The 23,750-nt window shown below is 69.0% G+C and carries 24 protein-coding genes, 3 pseudogenes and 1 riboswitch; of the genes and pseudogenes, 16 read left to right on the top strand and 11 right to left on the bottom strand.

Translation table 11 applies throughout. The annotated features are described in order from the left end of the window. Nucleotides 1–289: 289 nt before the first annotated feature. On the bottom strand, nucleotides 290–517 hold the full coding sequence (locus OHA19_RS34895) for a hypothetical protein (RefSeq protein WP_405709943.1): 228 nt from the start codon (nucleotides 515–517) through the stop codon (nucleotides 290–292). Nucleotides 518–1,359: 842 nt separating this feature from the next. Here OHA19_RS34895 and OHA19_RS34890 point away from each other — a divergent pair. The 6 genes and pseudogenes from OHA19_RS34890 to OHA19_RS34865 all read left to right on the top strand — a co-directional run bounded on the left by OHA19_RS34890 (nucleotide 1,360) and on the right by OHA19_RS34865 (nucleotide 7,623). Further along, a complete protein-coding gene (locus OHA19_RS34890) occupies nucleotides 1,360–2,544 on the top strand; it encodes an alcohol dehydrogenase catalytic domain-containing protein (protein ID WP_405709946.1) in 1,185 nt (394 codons plus the stop codon). Between the two features lie 49 nt (nucleotides 2,545–2,593). Further along, nucleotides 2,594–3,632 (top strand): annotated as a pseudogene (locus OHA19_RS34885) (NAD-dependent epimerase/dehydratase family protein). A gap of 44 nt (nucleotides 3,633–3,676) precedes the next feature. Then, nucleotides 3,677–3,862: pseudogene (locus OHA19_RS34880) on the top strand (FAD-binding oxidoreductase); the annotation flags it as partial. A gap of 437 nt (nucleotides 3,863–4,299) precedes the next feature. Then, nucleotides 4,300–4,866: pseudogene (locus tag OHA19_RS34875) on the top strand (FAD-binding oxidoreductase); the annotation flags it as partial. A gap of 715 nt (nucleotides 4,867–5,581) precedes the next feature. Beyond that, nucleotides 5,582–7,237, top strand: a complete 1,656-nt coding sequence (ctaD, locus tag OHA19_RS34870; RefSeq protein ID WP_405753351.1) for a cytochrome c oxidase subunit I — start codon at nucleotides 5,582–5,584, stop codon at nucleotides 7,235–7,237. Continuing rightward, nucleotides 7,234–7,623 carry a cytochrome c oxidase subunit 4 gene (locus OHA19_RS34865; protein ID WP_405709948.1) on the top strand — a complete coding sequence of 130 codons (390 nt, stop codon included), beginning with the start codon at nucleotides 7,234–7,236 and terminating at the stop codon, nucleotides 7,621–7,623. Before ctaD ends, OHA19_RS34865 begins: the two co-directional genes overlap by 4 nt. A 149-nt stretch (nucleotides 7,624–7,772) precedes the next feature. Here the strand turns inward: OHA19_RS34865 and OHA19_RS34860 are convergent, their stop codons facing one another. From OHA19_RS34860 to OHA19_RS34840, 5 genes are all read right to left on the bottom strand, one after another. After that, the gene (locus OHA19_RS34860) at nucleotides 7,773–9,383 is read right to left on the bottom strand and encodes a cytochrome bc complex cytochrome b subunit (RefSeq protein ID WP_405753350.1); all 1,611 of its coding nucleotides are present in this window, start codon (nucleotides 9,381–9,383) and stop codon (nucleotides 7,773–7,775) included. Between the two features lie 346 nt (nucleotides 9,384–9,729). Then, nucleotides 9,730–10,050 carry a hypothetical protein gene (locus OHA19_RS34855; RefSeq protein WP_405752819.1) on the bottom strand — a complete coding sequence of 107 codons (321 nt, stop codon included), beginning with the start codon at nucleotides 10,048–10,050 and terminating at the stop codon, nucleotides 9,730–9,732. Nucleotides 10,051–10,458: 408 nt separating this feature from the next. Beyond that, on the bottom strand, nucleotides 10,459–11,232 hold the full coding sequence (locus OHA19_RS34850; RefSeq protein WP_405752817.1) for a VOC family protein: 774 nt from the start codon (nucleotides 11,230–11,232) through the stop codon (nucleotides 10,459–10,461). 50 nt (nucleotides 11,233–11,282) lie between these two features. Further along, the gene (locus OHA19_RS34845) at nucleotides 11,283–11,792 is read right to left on the bottom strand and encodes a hemerythrin domain-containing protein (protein ID WP_405721238.1); all 510 of its coding nucleotides are present in this window, start codon (nucleotides 11,790–11,792) and stop codon (nucleotides 11,283–11,285) included. Nucleotides 11,793–12,123: 331 nt separating this feature from the next. Next, nucleotides 12,124–12,297 (bottom strand): hypothetical protein, encoded by a 174-nt coding sequence (locus tag OHA19_RS34840; protein ID WP_405709956.1) that lies wholly within the window; start codon nucleotides 12,295–12,297, stop codon nucleotides 12,124–12,126. A gap of 98 nt (nucleotides 12,298–12,395) precedes the next feature. Here OHA19_RS34840 and OHA19_RS34835 point away from each other — a divergent pair, with 98 nt between their 5' ends. From OHA19_RS34835 to OHA19_RS34825, 3 genes are all read left to right on the top strand, one after another. Beyond that, complete coding sequence (locus tag OHA19_RS34835; RefSeq protein ID WP_405721245.1) at nucleotides 12,396–13,031, top strand: ATP-dependent Clp protease proteolytic subunit; 636 nt, start codon at nucleotides 12,396–12,398, stop codon at nucleotides 13,029–13,031. Nucleotides 13,032–13,038: 7 nt separating this feature from the next. Further along, nucleotides 13,039–13,347: a hypothetical protein gene (locus tag OHA19_RS34830; protein WP_405709959.1), complete on the top strand. Its 309-nt coding sequence runs from the start codon at nucleotides 13,039–13,041 to the stop codon at nucleotides 13,345–13,347. Nucleotides 13,348–13,744: 397 nt separating this feature from the next. Then, a riboswitch (cyclic di-AMP (ydaO/yuaA leader) is annotated at nucleotides 13,745–13,917 on the top strand. A 3-nt stretch (nucleotides 13,918–13,920) separates the two neighbouring features. After that, nucleotides 13,921–14,394: a C40 family peptidase gene (locus OHA19_RS34825; RefSeq protein ID WP_405709961.1), complete on the top strand. Its 474-nt coding sequence runs from the start codon at nucleotides 13,921–13,923 to the stop codon at nucleotides 14,392–14,394. A gap of 26 nt (nucleotides 14,395–14,420) precedes the next feature. On the opposite strand, the gene OHA19_RS34820 is transcribed toward OHA19_RS34825, so the two are convergent. Then, the gene (locus OHA19_RS34820) at nucleotides 14,421–15,053 is read right to left on the bottom strand and encodes a LysE family translocator (protein ID WP_405709964.1); all 633 of its coding nucleotides are present in this window, start codon (nucleotides 15,051–15,053) and stop codon (nucleotides 14,421–14,423) included. A 72-nt stretch (nucleotides 15,054–15,125) separates the two neighbouring features. Between OHA19_RS34820 and OHA19_RS34815 the strand changes: the two genes are divergently transcribed. After that, entirely contained in the window at nucleotides 15,126–16,061 is a 936-nt protein-coding gene (locus OHA19_RS34815) for a LysR family transcriptional regulator (protein ID WP_405709968.1), read from the top strand. 9 nt (nucleotides 16,062–16,070) lie between these two features. Here the strand turns inward: OHA19_RS34815 and OHA19_RS34810 are convergent, their stop codons facing one another. Next, complete coding sequence (locus OHA19_RS34810; RefSeq protein ID WP_405709971.1) at nucleotides 16,071–16,502, bottom strand: ATP-binding protein; 432 nt, start codon at nucleotides 16,500–16,502, stop codon at nucleotides 16,071–16,073. Between the two features lie 204 nt (nucleotides 16,503–16,706). Here OHA19_RS34810 and OHA19_RS34805 point away from each other — a divergent pair, with 204 nt between their 5' ends. Next, nucleotides 16,707–17,567 (top strand): helix-turn-helix domain-containing protein, encoded by an 861-nt coding sequence (locus OHA19_RS34805; RefSeq protein WP_405709973.1) that lies wholly within the window; start codon nucleotides 16,707–16,709, stop codon nucleotides 17,565–17,567. A 25-nt stretch (nucleotides 17,568–17,592) separates the two neighbouring features. Then, nucleotides 17,593–17,799 carry a DUF397 domain-containing protein gene (locus OHA19_RS34800; RefSeq protein WP_405709976.1) on the top strand — a complete coding sequence of 69 codons (207 nt, stop codon included), beginning with the start codon at nucleotides 17,593–17,595 and terminating at the stop codon, nucleotides 17,797–17,799. On the opposite strand, the gene OHA19_RS34795 is transcribed toward OHA19_RS34800, so the two are convergent. After that, nucleotides 17,792–18,934 carry an 8-amino-7-oxononanoate synthase gene (locus OHA19_RS34795; RefSeq protein WP_405752814.1) on the bottom strand — a complete coding sequence of 381 codons (1,143 nt, stop codon included), beginning with the start codon at nucleotides 18,932–18,934 and terminating at the stop codon, nucleotides 17,792–17,794. The genes OHA19_RS34800 and OHA19_RS34795 overlap by 8 nt on opposite strands. A gap of 142 nt (nucleotides 18,935–19,076) precedes the next feature. Here OHA19_RS34795 and bioB point away from each other — a divergent pair, with 142 nt between their 5' ends. The 4 genes from bioB to OHA19_RS34775 all read left to right on the top strand — a co-directional run bounded on the left by bioB (nucleotide 19,077) and on the right by OHA19_RS34775 (nucleotide 22,977). Next, entirely contained in the window at nucleotides 19,077–20,228 is a 1,152-nt protein-coding gene (gene bioB / locus OHA19_RS34790) for a biotin synthase BioB (protein ID WP_405709982.1), read from the top strand. Then, entirely contained in the window at nucleotides 20,221–21,525 is a 1,305-nt protein-coding gene (locus OHA19_RS34785) for an adenosylmethionine--8-amino-7-oxononanoate transaminase (RefSeq protein WP_405752812.1), read from the top strand. Before bioB ends, OHA19_RS34785 begins: the two co-directional genes overlap by 8 nt. A 1-nt stretch (nucleotide 21,526) precedes the next feature. Continuing rightward, complete coding sequence (gene bioD / locus OHA19_RS34780) at nucleotides 21,527–22,213, top strand: dethiobiotin synthase (RefSeq protein WP_405709987.1); 687 nt, start codon at nucleotides 21,527–21,529, stop codon at nucleotides 22,211–22,213. An 86-nt stretch (nucleotides 22,214–22,299) separates the two neighbouring features. Continuing rightward, nucleotides 22,300–22,977 (top strand): class I SAM-dependent methyltransferase, encoded by a 678-nt coding sequence (locus OHA19_RS34775; RefSeq protein WP_405709990.1) that lies wholly within the window; start codon nucleotides 22,300–22,302, stop codon nucleotides 22,975–22,977. 54 nt (nucleotides 22,978–23,031) lie between these two features. On the opposite strand, the gene OHA19_RS34770 is transcribed toward OHA19_RS34775, so the two are convergent. Both OHA19_RS34770 and OHA19_RS34765 read right to left on the bottom strand, forming a co-directional pair. Then, nucleotides 23,032–23,403 carry a fic family toxin-antitoxin system, toxin component gene (locus tag OHA19_RS34770; RefSeq protein ID WP_405709993.1) on the bottom strand — a complete coding sequence of 124 codons (372 nt, stop codon included), beginning with the start codon at nucleotides 23,401–23,403 and terminating at the stop codon, nucleotides 23,032–23,034. After that, nucleotides 23,400–23,627 carry an antitoxin gene (locus tag OHA19_RS34765; protein WP_093551072.1) on the bottom strand — a complete coding sequence of 76 codons (228 nt, stop codon included), beginning with the start codon at nucleotides 23,625–23,627 and terminating at the stop codon, nucleotides 23,400–23,402. Before OHA19_RS34765 ends, OHA19_RS34770 begins: the two co-directional genes overlap by 4 nt. Nucleotides 23,628–23,750: the final 123 nt, after the last annotated feature.

The following is a 23,750-nucleotide window of genomic DNA, read 5'->3' as shown; positions in this document are numbered from 1 at the left end:
GAACCTGTCAAATCTGGTGAGACACGTCAGGCTGCGTGTTCTTCCTGGAGTTTCTCCTTCGGGGGTTCGTTGATCCGGGTGGCCTTGGGCAGGCCCCGCGAGGCGGGGGTTGCCGGAATCGGTCGGGGTTGGTGGCGTAGGCGTCGGCCAGCACTGCGGCCCGCCGGGTCTGGATGGCTTTCGCTGTGCCGTCGTGGACGGATGCGGGGGTGTGCAGCCGGATGCCGGAGTGCCGGTGGACGGTGTTGGAGTAGGTGAAGAACCGCTCGCGGAAAGCACGGGCACCGGCCTACCGTTCACCGGGCGGGGTCGACTCGCAGGTCTCCGGTTGTGTGCGGCACAACGCGAAGCTCGCTCGTGCGGACATGACAATCGCAACCACGAGCCCGGCAAGCAGGAATACATAGAGGATCCGCCATGGCTGGGCCATCCGGTTGGGGCCACGCATCAGCCTCATGCCAAGGAGCAGCATAAGTAACAAGGCGAACAGAAGCAGCGTCACCAGGAGATCCAGCACAGTGTCACTCTATGACCGCATCGGCCGTTTTCGACAGCCCTCGTTCGCCAACTCTAGCTCTGGCGAAACGTGTTACCGCCGATATCCTACGGATGGCGCGAGCCGGGTTTGGCACAGCAGAGAGCAGGCAGCGGTACCTCCAAGTGCACTTGTTCCAGCAGTGGGCCCCTACTCACGCCCGCCGACCGGCACGGCTTGACGGAGCCTGTCAAATCTGGTGAGGCACGTCAGGCTGCGTGCTCTTCCTCCGGGGGTTCGTTGATCCAGGCTGCTTTGGGCAGGTGAGGTGGGATTGGGGGCTTTCGGAACCGGCTGGTGTTGGTGGCGTAGGCGTCGGCCAGCACTGCGGCCCGCTAGCAGCGCGCCCTTCGCGCCGGACTCGGCCAGCCGCTCGTAACTCCGCCACGATCCGCAGCTTGTACTCCGCGGTGAAGGACCGTCGCTTCGGCCCGCCCGCACGAGGACTCTGCTTCTCCTTGCCCACGACCTCATCGTCGGCCACACCGGTGGCCAAGAGATCGGCATTACTCAGCGTCACGCTCGAAAGACCCTGTTCTCGCTCTACTCACAACAGAAGACTCGATTGTCCTCATGTCTCACGAGAGTCTGACAGGGAGGGCCTCGCCACGAGAGGCGAGATGGTCCGGTCACTGATTGGCTGGATAGGTCGGCCCGTACCGGCGAAGCACGTGGTTGGGCCTGGGAGCGTGACCGTGCGGGAGGCAGCGGGTGTGATGCCGAGGCACCGGTGACCGGGCGCTCCCAGCGGCGGCGGGGCGGAGGGCGACCTGCCGGGAGCAGCCGGCCCGCGATCCAGAGGTACCGCAGTGAGGAGAGACACCATGCGTGCACTCACCTGGCAGGGACGTCGGGACGTGCGGGTGGAGGACGTCCCGGATCCACACATCGAGGGCCCCATCGACATCGTCGTACGCATCACATCCACCGGAATATGTGGTTCCGACCTGCACCTGTACGAGGTGCTCGGACCGTACCTGGAGCAGGGCGACGTGCTCGGCCATGAACCGATGGGGGTGGTGGAGGAGGCGGGCCGCGACGTCACGGCGGTGCGGGTGGGTGACCGTGTCGTGGTCCCGTTCAACATCTCCTGCGGCACCTGCTTCATGTGCGAGAGGGGGCTGCACTCCCAGTGCGAGACCACGCAGGTCCGCGAGCAGGGAACCGGAGCCGCTTTGTTCGGGTACACGAAGCTGTACGGGCAGGTGCCCGGCGGGCAGGCGGAACTGCTGCGCGTGCCGTTCGGGAACACACTGCCGATCCCTGTTCCGGACGGTCCGCCCGACGACCGCTACGTCTACCTGTCCGACGTGCTGCCCACCGCCTGGCAGGCGGTACGGTACGCATCCATCCCTCCCGGGGGCAGTGTCACGGTGCTGGGGCTCGGGCCCATCGGGGACATGGCGACCAGGGTCGCCCGGCACCTCGGTGCCGAACTGGTGATCGGCGTCGACCTGGTGCCCGAACGCCTCGCCAGGGCGGCCGCGCGCGGCGTTCAGATCTTCGACGTGAACCGCTGCGGCAAGGAGCTGCCGGACGCGATCCGGGAGATCACCCACGGCCGGGGAACCGACGCCGTCATCGACGCGGTCGGGATGGAGGCCCACGGCGCGCCGTTCGCGAAGACAGCGCAGTGGGCCACCGGTCTGCTGCCCGACATGGTCGCCCGCAGGCTCATGGAGCACGCGGGTGTGGACCGTCTGTCCGCCCTGTACACCGCGATCGACGTGGTGCGCCGCGGCGGAACCATCTCGGTCTCCGGCGTCTACGGAGGCGCGGCGGATCCACTGCCCCTGCTGACCCTGTTCGACAAGCAGATCCAGGTGCGTATGGGTCAGGCCAACGTCCGGCACTGGGTGCCGGAGATCCTTCCGCTGCTCGACGACGAGGACGTGCTCGGAGTGGACGGATTCGCCACCCATCACCTTCCGCTGTCGGACGCCCCCAAGGCGTACGCGATGTTCCAGGCCAAGGAGGACGGGATGGTCAAGACCCTCCTGCACCCCTGAATACACGGACGGCGTTCCCGCACGATCCTCAGGAATGGGCGAGATGAGCATGAGCACGCATGCCGGCTTGCGCGTGGCGGTGACGGGGGCCACCGGCAATGTGGGGACCAGTGTCGTCAGGGCCCTCTCCACGGACCCGGAAGTGGCGGATGTTCTCGGTCTCGCGCGTCGGCGGCCGGAGGCATCCGCGCCGGGGGTGCGGTGGGCCGCCGTGGACCTCTCCCACGAGGACAGTCCGGCCATGCTGGACCGGTATCTGGCCGACACCGATGCCGTTGTTCATCTGGCCTGGCGTTTCCAGCCCACGCACGATCCAGTGGTCACCTGGCGAAATAATGTCCTGGGGTCCGTGCGGGTCTTCGAGGCCGTGGCGCGCGCGGGCGTGCCGACCCTGGTGCACGCCTCTTCGGTGGGCGCCTACTCCCCTGGTCCGAAGGCCGCGCCGGGGGTGGACGAGGAGTGGCCCACCCACGGGTGGCCGGATGCCGCCTATTGCCGGGAGAAGTCTTACCTGGAGCGGGTGTTGGACTCCTTCGAGTTGCGCCACCCTGAAGTCCGCTTGGTGAGGATGCGGCCCGGGTTCCTGTTCAAGGAGCAGGCCGCCAGCGATCAGCGTCGCATCTTCGCGGGCCGTTACGTGCCCGGCGCCCTGCTGCGCCCGGACCTTCTGCCGTTCGTGCCGGACCTGCCGGGGCTGCGGCTCCAGGTCCTCCATACCGATGACGCGGCGCAGGCATATCGGGCGGCCGTGCTCACAGAGGTGCGGGGCGCGTTCAATCTGGCGGCGGAGCCGGTCCTCGGCCCGCGCGAGCTCGCGGATCTGTCTCGACGCCCGAGTGGTACACGTCCCGCCGACACTGGTCCGGACGGTTCTGTCGGCGGCATGGCGCACCCACGCCGTGCCAGCCTCCCCGCATCTCTTCGACGCGGTGCTGCGCCTGCCGATCCTCGACTGCACCCGGGCACACGACCTGCTGGCGTGGCAACCGGACCGGTCGGCGCAGGAGGCGTTGTCGGCGTTTCTGCGCGGCGTACGTGGCGGCGCGGGCCTGGACACCCCGCCACTGGTCGGCAGGCAGTGGGGGTGACCACCATGACGCAGTGAACCCCCGCGAAGTACTGTCACCGGCTGGTGTCCGTGGATACCGACCGCCGGACCTGCGTGGTCGAGCCAGGAATCGTGCTGGATGAACTGAATCGGCAACTGTCGCAGGAGCGGCTGAAGTTCGGTCCGAAGCCCTCCCCCCACAGTCACTGCTCGCTGGGCGGGATGATCGGGAACAACTCCTGCGGCGCGTCGGCGCAGGCGTACGGCAAGACGGTGGACAACGTGCGGTGTCTGGAAATCCTGACCTACAACGGGATGCGTTGCCGGGTCGGGCCCACCTCGCGCCAGGAGTACGAGGCCGTCGTCGCCGGCGGTGGCCGCCGCGCCGAGCTGTACAGCGGGCTGCGCCGGGTGGTCGACGAGCACCTGGCCGACATCCGCCATGGCTTCCCCCGCCTCCCGCGCCGGGTGTCCGGCTACAACCTCGACTCGTTGCTGCCGGAGAACGGGTTCGATCTGGCGCGCGCTCGTCGGGAGCGAGGGCACGCTTGTCGTCGTATTGCGCGCCGAACTGGATCTGGTCCCCGTGCCCCGTTGCGAGGCGATGGTCGTGCTCGGCTACGACGACATCTGTGCCGCGGCCGACGACGTTCCGAGGTTGCTGGAGCACAGCGAGCCGGAACTGCTGGGAGGCGCTGGACGGACGAATGGCCCAGCTCATGCGTGAGGAAGGCTCCCACGTCCAGTCGTTGGACACCTTCCCCCAAGGGGAGAGCTGGCTCCTCGTCCAGTTCAGCGGGGACAGCCAGGACGATGTGGACGCGCAGGCGCGGGAACTGCTCGAAGCGCTCGGCCGCAGCACCGAGGACCCGACGGTCTCCTGCTCGGACGACCCGGGGCGCGAACAGAGAATGCTCCGGGCTCGCGAGGCGGGTCTGGGCGTGACCGCGCGTCCGCCCGACGACCGGGAGACCTGGGAGGACTCCGCCGTACCGCCGGACCGGCTCGGCGACTACCTGCGCGCTCTGAAGGGGCTGTTTTTCGGAGTTCGACCACGACCGCCCCACGCTGTACGGACACTTCGGCAGGGATGCGTGCACACACGCATCCCGTTCGACCTCACGCACGCCGAGGGGATCGCCACGTTCCGCGCGTTCCTGTTCCGCGCCGCCGACCTCGTCACCTCCTACGGTGGCTCCCTCTCGGGGGAACACGGCGACGGCCAGGCACGGGGCGAACTGCTGGACCGCATGTTCGACCGCCCGCTCATCGATGCCTTCGGCGAGGTGAAACGGCTCTTCGATCCGGACGACCGGATGAATCCGGGGAAGGTGGTCGCACCGCACCGCACCGACGAGGACCTCCGGCTGGGAGCACGGTGGCATCCGGCCGGCCACACCACGCAGTTCGGCTACCCGGACGACGACGGGAGGCGCCGGCCACTACACGGTCACTCCGCGCGGTCGCTTCGTGAGAGGCGGCTACTACGAAGACGGCAGCCTCGTCTGGCGCAATCGGTGGATCACCGAAAGAGGCATCGTCGAATGCCGCGACGCTCTCGTGCTTCCCGGCGATCCGCGCCGGGCCGTCCTGCTGCGCCGGATCAGGGTTCTGGACGCGACCGCCGAGGTCATGGTGTGCCTGGAGCCGTTTGCGGGTTTCGGTACGGAGTCGGTCCGAAGCGTCCGCCGGGACGACGAGGAAGTCTGGGCCGGGCTGTGCGGCCCCTGCGGTGGAGCGGGGCGAGGGAGGCGCGGCCCGTGCGCCGCCGGTCCAAGGCTCACCCGTTCGGCAGCGAATCACCGGCGGTCCGGTTTCGTTCATATCGGTGGAGAGCCCGGGGCCCCGGGTCTGACGTCGGCCGCCCACGCTGCCCGGCAATATCGGCAAAGGCCCTTCCCCTCCACCCGGAACCGCGGAGGCACGATGTCACGGCTGGAAAACCCACGGTGGACACTCCCGGAGAAGGCTGTGCCCGACAGCCCCCGAATGCTCGTGGGCTGTCGGATCCGGGAGATCGTGACGACGACCGATCACAAAACGATCGGCAACATGTACCTCGTCACGTCGTTCGCCTTCTTCCTGTTCGCCGGGATGCTGGCGATGATCATGCGCGCCGAATTGGCGCGGCCGGGTCTGCAGATCCTGAGCCCGACTCAGTACAACCAACTGTTCACCGTGCACGGCACGGTCATGATGCTGCTGTTCGCGACTCCCACCTTCGCCGGTTTCGCGAATGCCATCATGCCGCTGCAGATCGGTTCGCCCGACGTGGCGTTCCCCCGGCTCAACGCGCTGAGCTACTGGCTGTTCCTCTTCGGGGGGCTGATCGTCGTCAGCGGACTCCTCGTTCCCGGCGGTGCCGCCTCCTTCGGCTGGTTCGCCTACGCCCCCCTGAACAGCGCAATCCGCTCCCCCGGGGCCGGCGGTGACCTCTGGGCCATGGGGCTGGTCCTGAGCGGTATCAGTACCACTCTGGGATCCGTGAACTTCATCGCCACGATCCTCTGCCTGCGTGCCCCGGGGATGACGATGTTCCGCATGCCGATCTTCACCTGGAACATCCTGTTCACCTCGCTCCTGGCGTTGCTGGCGTTCCCCGTCCTGACAGCGGCCCTGCTGGCGCTGATGGCGGACCGTAAGTTCGGCGCGCACATCTATGACCCCGCCAACGGCGGAGCACTGCTCTGGCAGCATCTGTTCTGGTTCTTCGGGCATCCGGAGGTCTACATCGTCGCGTTGCCCTTCTTCGGTGTGGTGACCGAGATTCTTCCCGTGTTCAGCCGCAAACCCGTCTTCGGCTATGTCGGAATGGTAGGTGCCACCATCGCCATCACCATGCTCTCGGCCAGCGTCTGGGCCCACCACATGTTCGCCACGGGGGCCGTCCTGCTGCCCTTCTTCTCCCTCATGTCGTTCCTGATCGCGGTGCCGACCGGTGTGAAGTTCTTCAACTGGATCGGCACGATGTGGAACGGAAGCCTCTCGTTCGAGACTCCGATGCTCTGGGCCCTGGGTTTTCTCGCCACTTTCCTGCTCGGCGGGCTGAGCGGCGTCCTCGTAGCCTCACCGCCCCTGGATTTCCACGTCACCGACAGCTACTTCGTCGTCGCCCACCTGCATTACGTCCTGTTCGGCACGATCGTCTTCGCCATGTTCGGCGGCTTCTACTTCTGGTGGCCCAAGCTGACTGGTCGAATGCTCGACGAACGGCTCGGCAGAATTCACTTCTGGACACTGTTCATCGGATTCCAGGCCACGTTCCTCGTCCAGCACTGGCTCGGTGAGATGGGAATGCCCCGCCGGTACGCGGACTATCTCGCAGCCGACGGCTTCACCGTACTCAACTCCGTCTCCTCAGCAGGCTCCTTCCTGCTCGGGCTCTCCACCCTGCCCTTCCTCTACAACGTCTGGAGGACCGCCAGGTACGCGCCCGCTGTGACGGTGAACGACCCCTGGGGGTTCGGCCGTTCGCTCGAATGGGCCACCTCCTGTCCCCCGCCGCGACACAACTTCGAGGCCTTGCCACGGATCCGCTCCGACTCACCGTCCTTCGACCTGAACCACCCGGAGGCGTACGGGCCGGGAGCGGCGGAGAGCAGCGAAGCGCCTACATCGGACACGCTCGGAGGGCGGAGCGGATGAAACCGGAAGCCCAACTCTTCGCAGGCGTCGCTGTGTTCTTCCTGGTCACCGATGTCGTCTATGCCTGCTTCGCGCGCGAACCCGCCGGCGTCGCTGCCCTGACCGTCTCGTTCCTCATGTCGGCGCTCATCAGCTTCTTCTGCGGGACGAACCATCGCAGGAAGGGCGCGAGGCCTGAGGACCGCCGGGACTCGGAGATCCGGGAACGCTCCGGTGTCGTGGACTTCTTCCCACCGCACAGCGTCCATCCGGCGGTCATCGCTGTGGGCGCGGCACTGATGGGCCTGGGCGTGGTCTACGCGCTCTTCCTGTTCCTCATCGGCCTGGGGGTCGCCCTCGCCGGAGTCTTCGGCATGACGTTCCAGTTCGCCGGGCGGGACGACTGAGTGTGACGCAGCGCGGCCTTTGCGGGCCGGCCCCTGCAGGCCGTGTCAGGCCCCTTCGTGATCCCGGGAGAGCCCGGCGCCGCTCTTGGAGCAGACGCGTCTCCCGGATCGGGTGGCACTGCCACATGGGCGGGGAGACGAGCGTGTCCCTACCGCTTGTCCGGATCGCCCACCGGGTCCTTGAGCCTTTCCTCGATCTGCGCGCGTTGTTCGGCGGTCGTCGGCATGTCGACCCGGTCGCGGTAGTACCAACGGCTCAACAGCGAGCGCAGCCGTGCACCTCGTGTTGCTCTGCTGCCTGGTGGGGCGAGGGGACGGGGAATGTCCCTCACCAGTGCCCGGTGGCGTCGGGCGGCGTCGAGCGGCCGGTGGCTTTCGCTGATCGCACCGTAGACGTTCTGCTCGACCCGGCCCGTTTCCGGGCCGGTTCGCATGAGTTGACGCTCCCGTGCCTGCAATGCGAGACACACACGTTTGGTGACGAGGAAGGCGATCACCGGCCCGGCAATCATCGCGATTCTGAGGATCCACGTCAGTGCTTCCACGGAGACGCGGAAGACGAGGGCCGTGACGTCGTTGCCGCCCGCCATCAGCAGTACGGCGTAGAAGACGACGGCCGCCACGCCCAGACCGGTGCGTGTGGGGCGGTCCCGTGGCCTGTCGCAGAGATGATGTTCCGTTTCATCGCCCGTGACCCATTTCTCGAAGAAGGGGTAGAGGTAGAGGACCAGGAAGAGCAGGCCGGGCAACAGCACCGCTGGGGTGAGCACGTTCCACATGAGCGTGTGCCCTGCCACCTCGTTCTCCCAAGGGGGCATGAGCCGCAGCGCGCCTTCCAGGAATCCGACGTACCAGTCGGGCTGTGAGTCGAGGGAGACCTGATCCGCCCGGTACGGGCCGTAGCTCCAGACCGGATTGATCTGGGCGGTGGCGCCGAGCCAGGCGGTGACACCGGCGACCATCAGGCTCAGCCCTGCCGACTTGGCGGCGAAGTGCGGAAACATCGGCTGCCCCACCGCGTTGCGATTGGTCTTGCCGGGCGCCGGCCACTGAGTGTGTTTCAGGTAGACGACCATCACCAGGTGCAGCAGCACCAGGCCGATGAGGAGAGCGGGAACGAACAGGACGTGGACGATGTAGAGGCGCGGGAGGATGGCATGGCCGGGGAACGAGCCGCCCCACAGGAAATGGCTCAGGTACGTACCCACAACGGGTAGGGACATCACGATGGTGTTCGCCGTACGCATACCTGTCCCCGACAGCAGGTCGTCGGGCAGTGAGTAGCCGCAGAAACCCTCCAGCAGAGCAAGGAGGAACAGCGTCACGCCCACCATCCAGTTGACCTCCCTGGGCCGTCGGAACGCACCGGTGAAGAACACCCGGAGCATGTGCACGCCCAGGGCCGCGACGAAGATCAGGGCGGCCCAGTGGTGCATCTGCCGGATCAGCAGACCGCTTCGCACATCGAAGCTGATGTGCAGTGTGGAAGCGTACGCCTGTGAGACGGTCAAGCCGCGCAGGGGACCGTAGGAGCCGAGGTAGGGCCCTGATTTCATGCTGGGGTCGAAGAACAGCGCCAGAAAGCTGCCAGTCAGCACCAGGACGACCAGACTGTACAGGGCGAGTTCGCCGAGAAGGAACGACCAGTGGTCCGGGAACGCCTTGCGCATCATCCCCTGGGCAGCCTCCGAAAGAGGTGTCCGGCGGTCGGCCGCGACATAACCTGTCCGGACGATCCGGTGTGTCCTCTCCTTGATCATGCGTCTGCGTCTGGGAAACAGAAGCACCGCTCGACTCCCTCTCCGGCTTGCGGGCACACCGAGTAGCACGGCCACGACATACACCGCACCACTGCGCACTATGGAGGGGTGTCCGGTGTGCACTGCCGCATTACGCGGATCAGGGGCACGGCGCTCCCACGAGGGGCTGCCAAAGGACTCCGCTCCCGGACAGCGCCGCAGCACGTCGACCGCGGCGAGCGGGAGGGCATGGGGACACCGGGTGCGGACCTTGCAGTGTCCTGCCCCATCGGAGTGCCGGGCGCGCCCGCCCACCACTTCGGCCATCGTTCTCCGTGGCACCAGTGACACTGCGACGTCCGCCAACTCAGGAGCGTCGGTTTCTCCGTGCACGCAGGGCCACTCCGACGGCGGTGAGCGCGGCGGCGATCCAGGCCGGCCCGGCGTGCCGCGACAGCCATGCCTGCGCGGAGCGGCCGTGTGCTCTGTCGTCGAACACGCCGGGGGCACCGTAGTCGCGCGCGGCTTCGCCCTCTCCGTCCAGCGGCCGCCAGAGGTTGTCGGGCCGATGGACCGGGACGGGTTCGTCGGTCTGCTGCGAGTCGCAGCCGGTGTGCGCAAGGTAGCGGTCCAGCAGTCCGGCGGCGATCTTGTCGGCCAGGACGGTGCCCACGGTCGACGCCCCCACGTAGTACTGCTTGCGCCGTGGGTGGTCTGCTGGCCGAGAAGGCTCTCCGCGTGCTCGGCCGCGGCGTGTACGGCGGCGGGATCGGCCGTGTCCGCCGGGACGACAGGCGCCTCGGCCCCCAGTACCCGCAGTTCGTCCGCCGCGGCGTTCAGTCCTGTCAGTCCCCGCGCGACGAGCCCGACCCGGTCTCCCCTGCGGGCGAACTCACGGGCGATCGCACGCCCAGGCGGTCGCACTCCCGACGCCGGCGCTCGCTCCGGTGACAACGACCGTCCTGGACATGGAAGTACCTTCTCTCATGTCCGACCCTGAGCGGGGTGTCGGGCCATATCTGACGTGAGCGGAGGCCCAGTCGACGCGACAGGGGCCGACCGCCTGGGCGTGAGTACGCTTGATGGGGCTGGCCTGTCAAATGTCGGACACAGTGAAGAGGGCGCCATCGCAGTCGCGGATACGGAAGGCGTTGCTCGGGGCGTCGGCGGGATAGGGAACCGGTGAGGATGCGCCTCCGGCCAAGACGGCGGCCGCCGCAGTCTGCTCACTGTCCGTGACGAGGAAGCCGACGTTCCATCGAGGTCTCCGTCCCGGGTCCAGGTCAGTTTCGGCGCCTTCGCCGCGCAGGGTGGCGACGGTGCGTCCCTGGGCCTGGACCATGATGTGGTCCTGGGCGTAGTCGACCGTGCAGCCGCCGGGCGGCCGGGCCCAGTCAAAGACCTCCGCGTAGAAGATCGCGGCGTCGAACGCGTCACGGGTCAGCAGGTCCAGCCGGACTGGGACGCGGCCCTGCTCTGCGGGCCAGATCAGGGCCGGACCCTCCCAGAATCCGAACACGGCGCCGTCGCGGTCGGCGGCGATCCCGGCCCGGCCCTCACCCAGGGGAAGAGGACCGACGGCGAGCGTGGCGCCGCGCTCGCTGATCCGACCTGCGGTTTCGTCCGCGTCCCTGACGGCGAAGTACGGGGTCCAGACGGCCGGATGGCCACCGCCTGGGCAATATCCGACTCCGGCGACCGGCCTGCCGTGGGCCAGAGCCACCGAGAAGTCGCTGCCGAGGGCGCTGGGCCTGAACGTCCAGCCCATGACGTCGGAGTAGAAGGACTGCGCTGCGCGCAGGTCCTGTGCCATCAGGTTCACCCAGCAGGGCGCGCCGGCCACCGGCATGGTTCGTTCGAGGGCTGGCATTCGACTTCTCCAAGTGCGTGATGGGCGGCAGGCCGTGCCCGGGTCGGGGTTCAGCCGGTGATTGTGCGGAGCAGGTCGCGTACCCGGTCCACCAGACCGGCTCCGGCGCGGGTGGGGGCCATGTCCCTGGCCCGGCGCACCAGTCGGCCGAGTTCGTCCAGCTTCTCGGGCGGGAGGGCAGCTGCGAGTTTCGGGAACAGTTCATGCTCTTCGTCGCGCATATGGAAGGCGACCTCGAACTTGAGCTTCGCGATCGTGTCGTTGAACTGAGGATCTTCGACGCTCAGGTCTTCGAGGTCCTTGAGCATGCGCTCGACTCTGGCGTGATCGGCGAGTTCCTTGTCCGCCAAGGCCGCACCGTGCGCCACGTGCGCGCGGACCACGGGGTAGAGGTGCAGTTCCTCGGCGACTGTGTGCCGGACCAGTTCCGCGGTCAGACGGTCGGCCAGCAACCGGCGCTGCGGATGATCAACCGGCTGCAACTCGATCTGCGAAAACAACGCCTCCAGCTCACGATGGTCGGCCATCAGCTCCACGATCACATCGCCATCAGGTTCCATCACAGCACCCTTCCTCCAGTTCATCGCCCCTCGGAAGGAGGGTGCAAGCACACAGACAACAGGCACGAGACACAGAACCTGCGCTCCGCGCGCGAGAACGGCCCCGGCACTCACCTCCCCGGCGCAGCCATAACGGGACCACGTCGTCGGCTCTTCCCCCGCTTTTCGAGTCTTGCCCGCCCCAGGAAGAACAGGACCTCAAGGTCAGAGCGGCAACTCCGGAGCAAGGAGCTAGCACTCGCGGACCGACCGCGACTCCGGTCGGCATCTTTGTGACGCGTCACAACCGCACCGCATAAGGAACGAAATACGGGCGGGGCCCGCTCGCCCGTCATTGCTCGCCCTGAAGCTGTGCACCCTCCGTCGGGCCGCCATGCCGGTAAGGCGGCAGCTCCTCCCAGAAGGTGACGGGATGACCTGCGGCCTCGACTGGCTTTCGAATGGCGGCGAGGTTCTTGCCGTCGACGGCGTGCCGGATGTCCTCCTCGCTGCATGGGCCGGGCATGCCATCCTAATCTTCTGTACGTCCTGTACATTTTTTACGGAAGCCAGTGCACCCCCGCACAGACGCCCGCGCAGACCCGGAGGAGAGGCATCGCCATGCTGTTCCGTCCCACCGCCCGCCATGTACTGCCCGAGTTCACCGAGCGCACGACCAACGGGACCCGCACCCTCGACCCGTACTCCAAGCTGCTGTCCGAACGGATCGTCTTCCTCGGCACCCCGGTCGACGACGCCGCGGCCTGCGATCTGATCGCGCAGCTCATGTACCTGGAGCATGACGCCCCGGACCGGCCCGTATCGCTGTACATCAACTCGCCCGGCGGCTCCTTCGGAGCCATGTCCGCGATCTACGACACGATGCAGTACCTCACTTGCGAGGTGGAGACCTTCTGTCTCGGACAGGCCGGTTCCTGTGCCTCCGCACTGCTCGCCGCGGGCGCTCCCGGCCGGCGGCACGCACTGCCCGGGGCGAGGGTCGTCGTGCGGCAGCCCGAGCTCACCGAGCCGCTGCGGGGCCAGCCGTCCGACCTGGAGATCGAGGCACGGGAACTGGAACGGGTCCGCGCGATGCTCACCGCGCTGTTGGCCCGTCACACGGGCCGCACCGAGGAGCAGATCACCGACGACACCGAACGCGACCTCATCCTCGACGCGGCGGGCGCCAAGGCGTACGGGCTGGTGGATCATGTCCTGGAGAACCGGAATTCCTCTCTCCCGCCGCACGGCGCGAGGTGAACACCCGATGCGACCACCGGAGTTCCCGCCCCTGCCCGCACTGACCCGCGCCGAGGGGGAGTTCATCGACCACTACCTCGAAGTCCTCGACCAGGTAGGCCGGATCAACCCGGCCCGCGGCAGCGACACCTACGGCGCACTGCGCGCCGCACAGGCACTCGTCGCGCAGTCACGGGCGCTGCGGGACGCCCTCGCATTAATGCACGAGCGCGGCGAGGCACGGATCCACGCCGCCACGCTCGCCCGTGCGCTGCGCGTACTGGACGGGGAGCGGCGGGCCGGACGCGTCACCGTACCCCCCGCTCCGGCCAGTTGACCGACTCTTGCGCCGTATGCGGACGGCGGGCCCGCCCAACTCCCGTTGCCCCGCCGTCCGCCGGCCATCACCCGACTTCCGTACCCGACACGCCCGACGGGCCACCGAAATTCCTCGCTCGTTCGGCGTAGGAAGTCCCCCGTGCGAGGGACCGCTCAACTTGCGGTTTACGCGTGGACAGTGAACGGAATCCACCCTTCCGCCCCTGGTACGAACCCGGTCCGAATCACCGACGGATCGTCAAGAATCATCATGTCCACCTGAATGGATCAGTCGTGAGGAGCCTCACATATCCCTGTTTCAGCTCGGAAATCCGGCAGGCGGTGAGTCAAGATCCCTGGGACGACAAGCCCCCGCCACCGCGGCGGGGCGGTCCGGGCGGACGCCGAGTCCTGCCGCCGTCCGGATGCCTGGTCGACAGAAGTGGATCGGCAGGAGTGGAGGACCCGAGCACAACGGGTCGACCTGAACATCGGTCGACCCTCGGGGTGAAGCCGCCGAACGCGGCCGGGCAACTTCGCCAGCCCGAACCCGACAGGTCATCCTTCACAGGCGGCTGACGAAGGGTTGCGCATGACTGCGCAGGTTCATGTCCCGTCTCTGCTCGTCCGGGCCGGTACGGCCTCGGTTCTCACGCTCGCCGCCGTCGGCGGCACCATGTTCGCCCCGGGCGCCGCGACGGACGCCCAGGCGGCGACTCTGCCGATGAAGGCGCTCAACGTCGCGGCATCGAAGAAGGGATCGCCCTACGGGTGGGGGGCGACCGGCCCCAACCGCTTCGACTGCTCGGGGCTGACGCTCTATTCGTTCAAGAAGGCGGGCAAGAAGCTTCCCCGCACCGCCCAGCAGCAGTACAACCGGACCCGGCACATCTCCGCCTCGCACCGCCAACGCGGCGATCTGGTGTTCTTCCACTACGGCCGCAGCGTCTACCACGTGGGGATCTATGCCGGTAAGGGCAAGATCTGGCATTCGCCGAGGACCGGCGCCGTGGTGCGGCTGGAGAAGATCTGGACCAAGAGCGTCTACTACGGCCGGGTCCGCTGAGGCGGGGCCGCAGATCCATCCCGCCGTCAGTGCGGCAGCGGGCCGGTCACCAGCACCAGACCCAGTGCGGTGAGCGCCGCGCCGCTGCCGCCCTCGATGGCGCGTGCGGTACGCGGCCGGCGCAGCCACCGCCCCAGCCGGTCCACGAGGAGCGCCACCACCGGAAACCAGACCAGCGCCATCGCGACGACGATCGCCGCGAGCAGCAGGGTCCTGGGCAGCGGCGGCTGCCCGTCGGGGACGAACTGCGGCAACAGGCTCAGGAAGAGCACCGGCGCCTTGGGATTGAGCGCGTTGGTCAGGAAGCCCTGCCGCAGTGCGCGCACGCGTCCCTGGTCCGCGCGCCGCTCCTCGGGCCCGTCCCCGTCCGGGGTGCGGCGCCGGGCCGCGCGCAGGGCGCTGAAGCCGAGGTACAGGACGTAGGCCCCGCCGAGCAGCTGGACGGTACGCAGGAGCGCGGGCACCGCCACCAGCACCGCGGCGAGCCCTGCGACGGCCAGGGCGGTGTGCACCAGCAGCCCCCCGGCCACACCCAGCGCGCTGGCCACCCCCGCGCTGCGGGAGGCGAGCGCGTTGCGTACCACGACGGTGAAGTCCGCGCCCGGCAGCGCGACCATTCCTGCGGCGACCCCGATGAAGGCGATCAGTTGTACGTCCATGGGTCCACCCTGACCCGGCGGAGCCTTTAGCGTGTACTTGCAATCTTCTGGGCCTGCCAAAAGGAACGCTTAATGTACGACCCGACAAGGCTCGCGGCGCTGGTGGCGGTCGCGGAGGCCGGATCGATCACCCGGGCCGCCGCGCGGCTGGGCTACACCGCGCCGGCCCTCTCCCAACAGATCGCCAAGCTGGAGCGGGAGGCGGGCGCCGCACTGCTGGTACGCCACCACCGAGGAGCCCGGCTCACGGCCGCGGGCGAGCTGCTGGCCGGACGTGCCCGGCGCATCCTCGACGAGATGGACCAGGCCCGCCATGAGCTGGCCCGTCTCTCCGGACTGTCCGGCGGGCGCCTGCGGGTCGGCACGTTCACCACGGCCGGCATGCATCTGCTGCCGCCGGTGCTGAGCGCCTTCCGCCGCGCACACCCGGATGTGGAGCTGGCGGTCACCGAGTACGAGCCGCCCCAGGGCGTGGCGGCGGTGGCCGCCGGCGAGGTCGATCTGGCGCTGACCCATGTCTACGAGCCGTCCGCCGCGACGCCCTGGCCCGCCGGGGTCTTCGACGAACCGCTGCTGGTCGAGGAGCTGGTCCTGATCACGGCGGTCGGCCAGATGCTGTCCGAGGGCAGCGGGAGACTGCCGGTGACGGAACTGGCGGGCCGGCCGCTGATCAGCAGCGCGCCCACGCATCCGCCGCGCCGCGGGGTCGAGCAGGCGCTGGCCGAGGCCGGGGCGACACCCGCCGTGGTCTGTGAGTCGCCCGGCTATGCGCTGGTGTGCGCGCTGGTCAGTGCGGGCATCGGGATGGCAGTCGTCCCCGAGATGGTCGCCGCGATGTCACCGACTCCGCTGTCCGTACGGCGGCTGGATCCCGCTTCCTTCCGGCGGACGATCTCGGTGGTGCACCGCGGAGACCGGGCGAGCGCCGCGGCGGCGACGCTCCAGGCCCTGTTGCGCAGCGGGTTCGGGAGGGCGGGGTCGGCGCAGCGGCCGGGCGGCGAGGGGTGACCATGTCGGTCAGCTCTGCACGGGGATGCTCCACGGAAGCGCGATCCACACCGTCTTGCCGCCGTCGGCGGTGGGGGTGACGGTCAGCCGGCCTCCGCACTGCTGGGCCAGAGCACGGATGATCACCATGCCGCGCCCGTTGTCCTGCTGGACAGCGGCGGGCAGTCGCCTGGGCCAGCGGGGGTGACTGTCCGTCACCCCGAGGTGAAGCTGTTCCTCCCGCTCCAGCCTGAGGTCCACGGTGAACGTGGGCGACTGCCCGAAGGTGTGCTGGACGGCGTTGGTCGCGAGCTCCGAGACGATGAGCTGGATACTGTCGGCGAAATCGGTGTCGGTGGCCAGGCCCCAGTCGGTGAGCACCCGGGCCACGTACCTGCGGGCTGCCGAGACCGAGACCGGCTCGCTCGGCAGAGTGACGTTTGCTTCCTGATGGTCTGCCATGGCGAGCCGTCCCTTTCCCACCTGTACCGACCCGCGATCGGTACAGGTTGCGCTTCGCGCCAGATTGCCATTGATGCTGCCCTCTGTGACGGCGATCCGCCAAGATATGCATATATCTGTCGCTCGAAGCGGTGAACCCTGCCACGCAAGACCGTATGTGGGCGGCACACTGTCCGCTCGACGGATGAGGGAGGGAGGTCGCGGATGCAGCACGGTCCTGCGGTCAGGCGCCGCAAGCTCGGGGAGGAGCTCCGGAGTCTGCGCCACGCGGCGGGACTGACCAGTCGGGACGCGGCGCGGATGCTCGGCTGGCACCAGTCGAAGGTGAGCCGGATCGAGACCGGGGTGAGCGGGGTGCGGCCGGCCGATGTGACCCGGCTGCTGGACGCCTACGGCGTGGACGACACCCGGTTGCGGGATCTCCTGGCCGCGTTGGCGGGTTCGGCGGGTGGTGGCGGCACCGGGTGGTGGCACGCCTATCGAGGCCTGATCCCGCCCCAGTACCGCGACTTCATCAGTCTGGAGTCCCAGGCTCGGACCGCGCGCACGCTGGAAACCTCGGTGGTGCCGGGTCTGCTGCAGACTGCCGACTACGCGCGTGTGGTGACCCGGGCCTCGCTGGACGGGTTGCAGGCCGGTCAGCTGGACTCCCTGGTGGAGGTGCGGCTCGCCAGGCAGGGGGTGCTGCGGACCGATCCGCCGCTGCGGTTGAGCGCGGTGCTCGACGAAGCGGTACTACGGCGCGAGGTCGGTGGTTGCCGGGTGATGCGGGAGCAACTGCGCCATCTGACCCGGGTGGCCCAACTGCCCCATGTGCAACTTCAGTTGCTGCCGTTCTCGATGGGCGCCTACGCAGGCCTCACCGGACCTTTCGTTATCTTCTCATTTCCGAGCACTTCTGATCTGGATGTGGTCGTTCTCGATCATTTGACGAGTAGCCTCTACCTGGAGCGGAAAGAAGACCTCGAGGCGTACAGCTCGGCCTTCCGCACGATGCAGGCTCACGCGCTGTCGCCGGAGCACTCGTTGGATCTCATCGCCGCGATCGATCGCGGTGGTCAGTGACCCCGGACCGCCCGAGGGGGGCGTCATGTCGGATTGCCTCGTACAGCACGGCTTACGGTGGCGGCGCAGCAGCCGCAGCACGGGTATGAACAACTGTGTGGAGGCCGCACCGTTCGGTGCCGGACGGCTGGCCGTGCGCGACTCCAAGGACACGTCCAGGCCACCGCTGCGGTTCTCCGCGGCGGCCTGGACCTCGTTCGTCGCCGGCCTGCACCGGGGTCCGGTCAGCTGACGGGCGCGGTCCGCCGTACGACCGACACGGCGGTGGCGATCTGTTCCTCGGTCAGATCGGCCCGCGCCGTCAGCCGCAGCCGGGACACACCGTCCGGCACCGACGGGGGCCGGAAGCAGCCCACCGCGATGCCGGCGGTTCGGCAGTCGGCTGCCCAGCGGACCGCCGCATCCGCCGAGGGGGCTCGCACCGAGACCACGGCCGCGTCCGGCCGCACGGCGGTCAGACCGGCCCCGGTGAGCCGCTCGTACAGCGTCGCGGCGACCGCACGGGCCCGGGCGGCCCGTTCCGGTTCGCGGCGCAGCAGCCCAAGGCTCGCGAGCGCGGCGCCCGCCGCGGCCGGTGCGAGGCCGGTGTCGAAGATGAACGTCCGGGCCGTGTTGACGAGGTGTTCGATGACCCGGGCCGGGCCGAGGACCGCTCCACCCTGGCTGCCCAGGGACTTGGAGAGGGTGAGTGTGGTGACGATTCCCTCGTCGCCCGCGAGACCGGCGGCGGCCGGCGCCCCTCGGCCACCGGCCCCCAGCACGCCCAGGCCGTGGGCGTCGTCGACGAGCAGTGCGGCACCTTCGGCCCGGCAGACACCCGCCAGCTCGGGCAGCGGTGCCGCGTCGCCGTCGACCGAGAAGACCGAGTCGGTGACGGCCAGCGCCCGTCCCGCGTGCGCCTGCAGGGCCTTGCGCACGGCCTCGGGATCGGCATGCGGAACGACGGCGGTTCCGGCGCGGGAGAGCCTGCACCCGTCCACGATCGAGGCGTGGTTGCCCGCGTCGGAGACGATCAACGCGCCATGACCGGTGAGCGCCGTGAGGGCGGCAAGGTTGGCCGCGTAACCCGATGACAGCACCAGGGCCGCTTCGAAACCGCAGAATTCGGCCAGTTGGCCCTCGAGTTCGGCATGCAGTGCGGTGGAGCCCGTGACCAGCCGGGATCCGGTCGCACCCGCACCCCACTCACGGGCGGCCTCGGCTGCGGCGGCGGTGACGTCAGGGTGTCTCGTCAGACCCAGATAGTCATTGCTCGCGAGGTCCAGAAGTCCGGACACGGCGGGCCGGGGGCGCAGGGCCCGGACGAGTCCGGCGTCCGCGCGGCGGCGCGCCTCGGCGTCGATCCAGTCGAACGGGTCGAAGGGCATGAGCGGTCCCTTTTGTAGGCAGCTCACAGACCCTAACCGTGGTTGCAACAGGTCATGGTGTGGCAATACACACAGCCTCGGCAGGCTCTGCTGTCCGGTTCCTCCTTGGCTGCGGGCCGTGCGGTAGGCCAGGATCTTGACCATGGACCTCCTGAACACGCTGGTGGACAAGGGGCTGCGGCGCGAGCTGCCGACCCGCGAAGAAGCCCTCGCCGTACTGGCGACCTCCGACGACGATCTGCTCGAAGTGGTGGCCGCGGCCGGAAGGGTGCGCCGTCAGTGGTTCGGCCGGCGCGTGAAGCTGAATTATCTGGTCAACCTCAAGTCCGGTCTCTGCCCCGAGGACTGCTCGTACTGTTCGCAGCGGCTCGGTTCCAAGGCCGAGATCCTCAAGTACACCTGGCTGAAACCGGACGAGGCGTCGAAGGCCGCCGCAGCCGGGGTGGCGGGTGGCGCCAAGCGGGTGTGTCTGGTGGCGAGCGGCCGCGGTCCGACGGACCGCGATGTCGACCGGGTGTCGGAGACCATCGAGGCGATCAAGGAACAGAACGAGGGCGTCGAGGTGTGCGCCTGCCTCGGTCTCCTCTCCGACGGGCAGGCCGACCGGCTGCGGTCGGCGGGCGCCGACGCGTACAACCACAACCTCAACACGTCCGAGGGAACCTACGGGGACATCACCACCACCCACACCTACGCGGACCGGGTGGAGACCGTGCACCAGGCGCAGGCCGCCGGGCTCTCGGCATGCTCCGGTCTGATCGCCGGGATGGGCGAGAGCGACGCCGACCTGGTCGATGTCGTCTTCTCGCTGCGCGAACTGGACCCGGACTCGGTGCCGGTGAACTTCCTGATCCCGTTCGAGGGAACTCCGCTGGCGAAGGAGTGGAACCTCACCCCGCAGCGCTGTCTGCGGATTCTGGCGATGGTCCGGTTCGTCTGCCCGGACGTGGAGGTACGGCTCGCGGGCGGGCGCGAGGTCCATCTGCGCTCGATGCAGCCGCTGGCCCTGCACCTGGTCAACTCGATCTTCCTGGGCGACTACCTCACCAGCGAGGGGCAGGCGGGTCAGGCGGATCTGGACATGATCGCGGACGCCGGTTTCGAGGTGGAGGGAGCGGGCACGACGACACTGCCCGCGCACCGTGCGGAGCCCGGCGGCGGCTGCGGTTCGCACGACGGCGGCTGCGCCCCGTGCGGGGACGCGCCCGAGTCCCAGGAGGTACCGGGCGCGCGCACGGATCTGGTGGCGGTCCGCCGTCGCGGCGCGGGAACGGATCTCGCCCCCAATGCCTGACGTCCTCTCCCCGGCCGAGCTGCGGTCCCTGGACCGGGCCCACGTCTGGCATCCGTACGGCCCCATGCCGGGACGTCAGGAGCCGCTGGTCGTGGAGTCCGCGTCCGGGGTGCGGCTGAAGCTGGCCGAACCGGCCCACGGGCACTCCGAGTTGGTCGACGGCATGTCGTCCTGGTGGTCGGCGGTGCACGGCTACAGCCATCCGGTGCTCAACGAGGCGGCCCGTGATCAGCTGGGGCGGATGAGCCATGTGATGTTCGGCGGGCTCACCCATGAGCCCGCCGTGCGGCTGGCCACCCGGCTGGTCGAGATCACTCCGGAACCGCTGCGGCACGTCTTCCTCTCCGATTCGGGGTCGGTCTCCGTCGAGGTCGCGGTCAAGATGTGTCTGCAGTACTGGCGTTCGGCCGGGCGGCCCGCCAAACAGCGGCTGCTGACCTGGCGCGGCGGCTATCACGGGGACACCTGGCAGCCGATGTCGGTCTGCGACCCCGAGGGCGGCATGCACGAGCTGTGGTCGGGGGTGCTGCCGCGCCAGGTCTTCGCCGACGAGCCCCCCGCCGGTTTCGACGCGGAGCCGGATGCCGCCTACGTACGGCATCTGCGGGAACTGATCGCCGAGCACGCCGACCGGCTGGCCGCGGTGATCGTGGAGCCGGTGGTGCAGGGCGCGGGCGGGATGCGGTTCCACTCCCCCGCGTATCTGCGGGTGCTGCGCGAGGCGTGCGACGAGCATGAGGTGCTGCTGGTGTTCGACGAGATCGCCACGGGCTTCGGCCGCACCGGGAAGCTGTTCGCCGCCGGGCACGCGGGGGTCTCCCCCGATGTCATGTGTGTGGGCAAGGCCCTGACCGGCGGCTATCTGACGATGGCGGCGACACTGTGCACCTCCCGGGTCGCGGAGGGCATCTCCAGCGGTGAGGTGCCGGTACTCGCCCACGGACCGACGTTCATGGGCAATCCGCTCGCCGCCGCGGTGGCGTGCGCCTCCGTCGATCTGCTGCTCGGCCAGGACTGGGAGCGGGAGGTGAAGCGGATCGGCACGGGGCTGCGGGAAGGCCTCGCCCCGGCGTCGGGACTCCCCGGGGTGCGGGACGTGCGGGTGCTGGGCGCGATCGGCGTCGCACAGCTCGATCACGAGGTGGACATGGCGGCCGCCACCCGGGCGGCGGTACGGGAAGGGGTGTGGCTGCGGCCGTTCCGTGACCTCGTCTACACGATGCCGCCGTATGTGACCGGTGACGAGGACGTGGCACGGATCTGCCGCGCCGTGTGCGCGGCTGCGCGAGAGGGCTGAGATGACTGTTCTGGTGGTGACGGGGACGGGCACGGAGATCGGCAAGACGGTCGTGACGGCGGCCGTGGCGGCGTGCGCGGACCGTGGCGTCGCGGTGCTCAAGCCGGCGCAGACGGGGCTGGCCCCCGGCGAGCCCGGTGATGCCGCCGAGGTGGCGCGATTGGCGGGCGGCCATGTCACCGCAGTCGAACTGGCCCGTTTCCCGGAGCCGTTGGCGCCCGCCACGGCTGCCCGCAGGGCGGGTCTCCCGCCGGTGCGGCCGTACGAGATCGCCGACGCGGCACAGAAGCTGGCGACCGAACACGATCTGGTGCTGATCGAGGGTGCGGGGGGCCTGCTCGTACGGTTCGACGACGAGGGCTCGACCCTCGCCGACGTCGCCCGGCTGCTGGACGCGCCGGTGCTGGTCGTGACGCCCGCCGGGCTGGGCACGCTCAACACCACGGCGCTGACCGCGGAGGCGCTGCGGGCCCGGGGACTGGAGTGTCTCGGTGTGGTGGTGGGCAGCATGCCCGCCGAGCCGGACCTCGCGTCGCGCTGCAATCTGGCGGACCTCCCCGTGGTGGCCGCAGCCCCGCTGCTGGGTGCGGTGCCGGCCGGTGCGGGGTCGCTGGAGCCCGCCGACTTCCGTGCGCGGGCCCGGAGTTGGCTCGCGGCGGAGCTGGGTGGGAATCGGCTCGCCGAATGAGCGGATGAGCGGATGAGCCGCGCGGGACGGGGGAGAATCTAAGTAGCCGTACTTTCTGCCGGAGCGCCCGGTCGAGGAGGCCCGTCATGCGTCTGCGCAGCACGAGAATCCCACAGGACACGGTGCACCACCCCGTCTTCGCCCGGTTCTACGCCCGGATGAGCGTGGCCGCGGAGACCAGGGCGGGACTGGCCGCGGTGCGCTCGGAGCTGCTGGCCGGCATGTCCGGCCGGGTCATCGAGATAGGCGCGGGCAATGGCCTGAACTTCGCGCACTACCCGCCCGCGGTGTCGGAGGTGGTGGCCATCGAACCGGAGCGCATCCTGCGGCGGCTGGCGGTGCGCTCGGCGCTGCGTGCCGGACTCCCGGTGGATGTGGTGCCGGGCGCGGCGGAGGCGCTGCCGGTGAAGAGCGAGGCGTTCGACGGGGCGGTCGCCTCGCTGGTGCTGTGCAGCGTACGGAATGTGGAACGCTCGCTCGCGGAGGTCGTGCGGGTGCTGCGGCCCGGCGGTGAGCTGCGTTTCTTCGAGCATGTGCGGGCCGACGACCGGGCCATGGCGGTGACGCAGCAAGCACTGGACCGTACGGTCTGGCCGCTGGTGACGGGCGGGTGTCATACGGGACGCGACACCCTGGCCGCGATCGAGCGGGCCGGATTCGTGGTGGAGACGTACCGCAGGGTCAGGATGCCGGAATGGGGAATCCGGCTGCCCACGTCGACATGCGTGCTGGGTGTGGCGCGCCGCCCGGACGTCCCGGTCTGACGTATCGGTCCGGTGTTGCACGCGGAACGGCGCGCCGCCGCGTCACCGGCGCGGTCACAGGCTCCACTGGCGGAGTTCGTCGGCGATGGCCCGGACGTCGGCCTTGCCCTCCTTCACCAGCCGGGCCAGGTCACGGACCTGCTCGGGCGAGGTGATGACCTTCACTCCGGAGGCGACGAGGTAGCCGTACGCGACGGCCGAGGAAAACATCGCGTTGGAGTGTTCGAGCGCGGGTACGTGGAGCAGCAGCTGCAGCAGCGCGGCGGCCCGGGAATGGGGGTCGCTGTAGACGGGGCTGCCGAAGATCTCGGCCTCATGACGGGCCACGGCGGCCACCAGCGCACCCCAGTCGACCACCTGCGGATCACCGGGGGTCTTGTGCTCGGCCACCATGAGCAGCCAGGCAAGGTCGATCTGGAGGTTCAACGCGTCCCTTTGCGCTCCGGGCCGAACTCTTCGGCGAACACCGACTCGTACTGCTTCATGAAGTCGGCCGCGGCTTCGACGAAGGTGTGGCCGACCTCGCCCGCGTCCTGGCGCACGAGTTCCTCTATGTAGCGGTTCACGCTCATCCCCCTCTGCAGCGCGCGCTGTCGCGCGGCCTCGGCGGTGGCCTCGTCCACTCTCACGTTCAGCTGAGTCTTGGGCACAGCAACACGCTAGCGCCGGTGTGCTAGCACCTGCAAGAGGAGTCCACCGGCGCCGGGGACACGAGCCGCGCGCGGAGCCCCCGTCGAGCCCTAGAAATGGCCCTGTGGATGTGATGCCACCCA

It is taken from the genome of Streptomyces sp. NBC_00012 (assembly GCF_045040875.1).
GTDB lineage: Bacteria > Actinomycetota > Actinomycetes > Streptomycetales > Streptomycetaceae > Streptomyces.
Note: the sequence above shows the minus strand (reverse complement) of the source record. Positions and strands in the feature narration are given on the sequence as shown.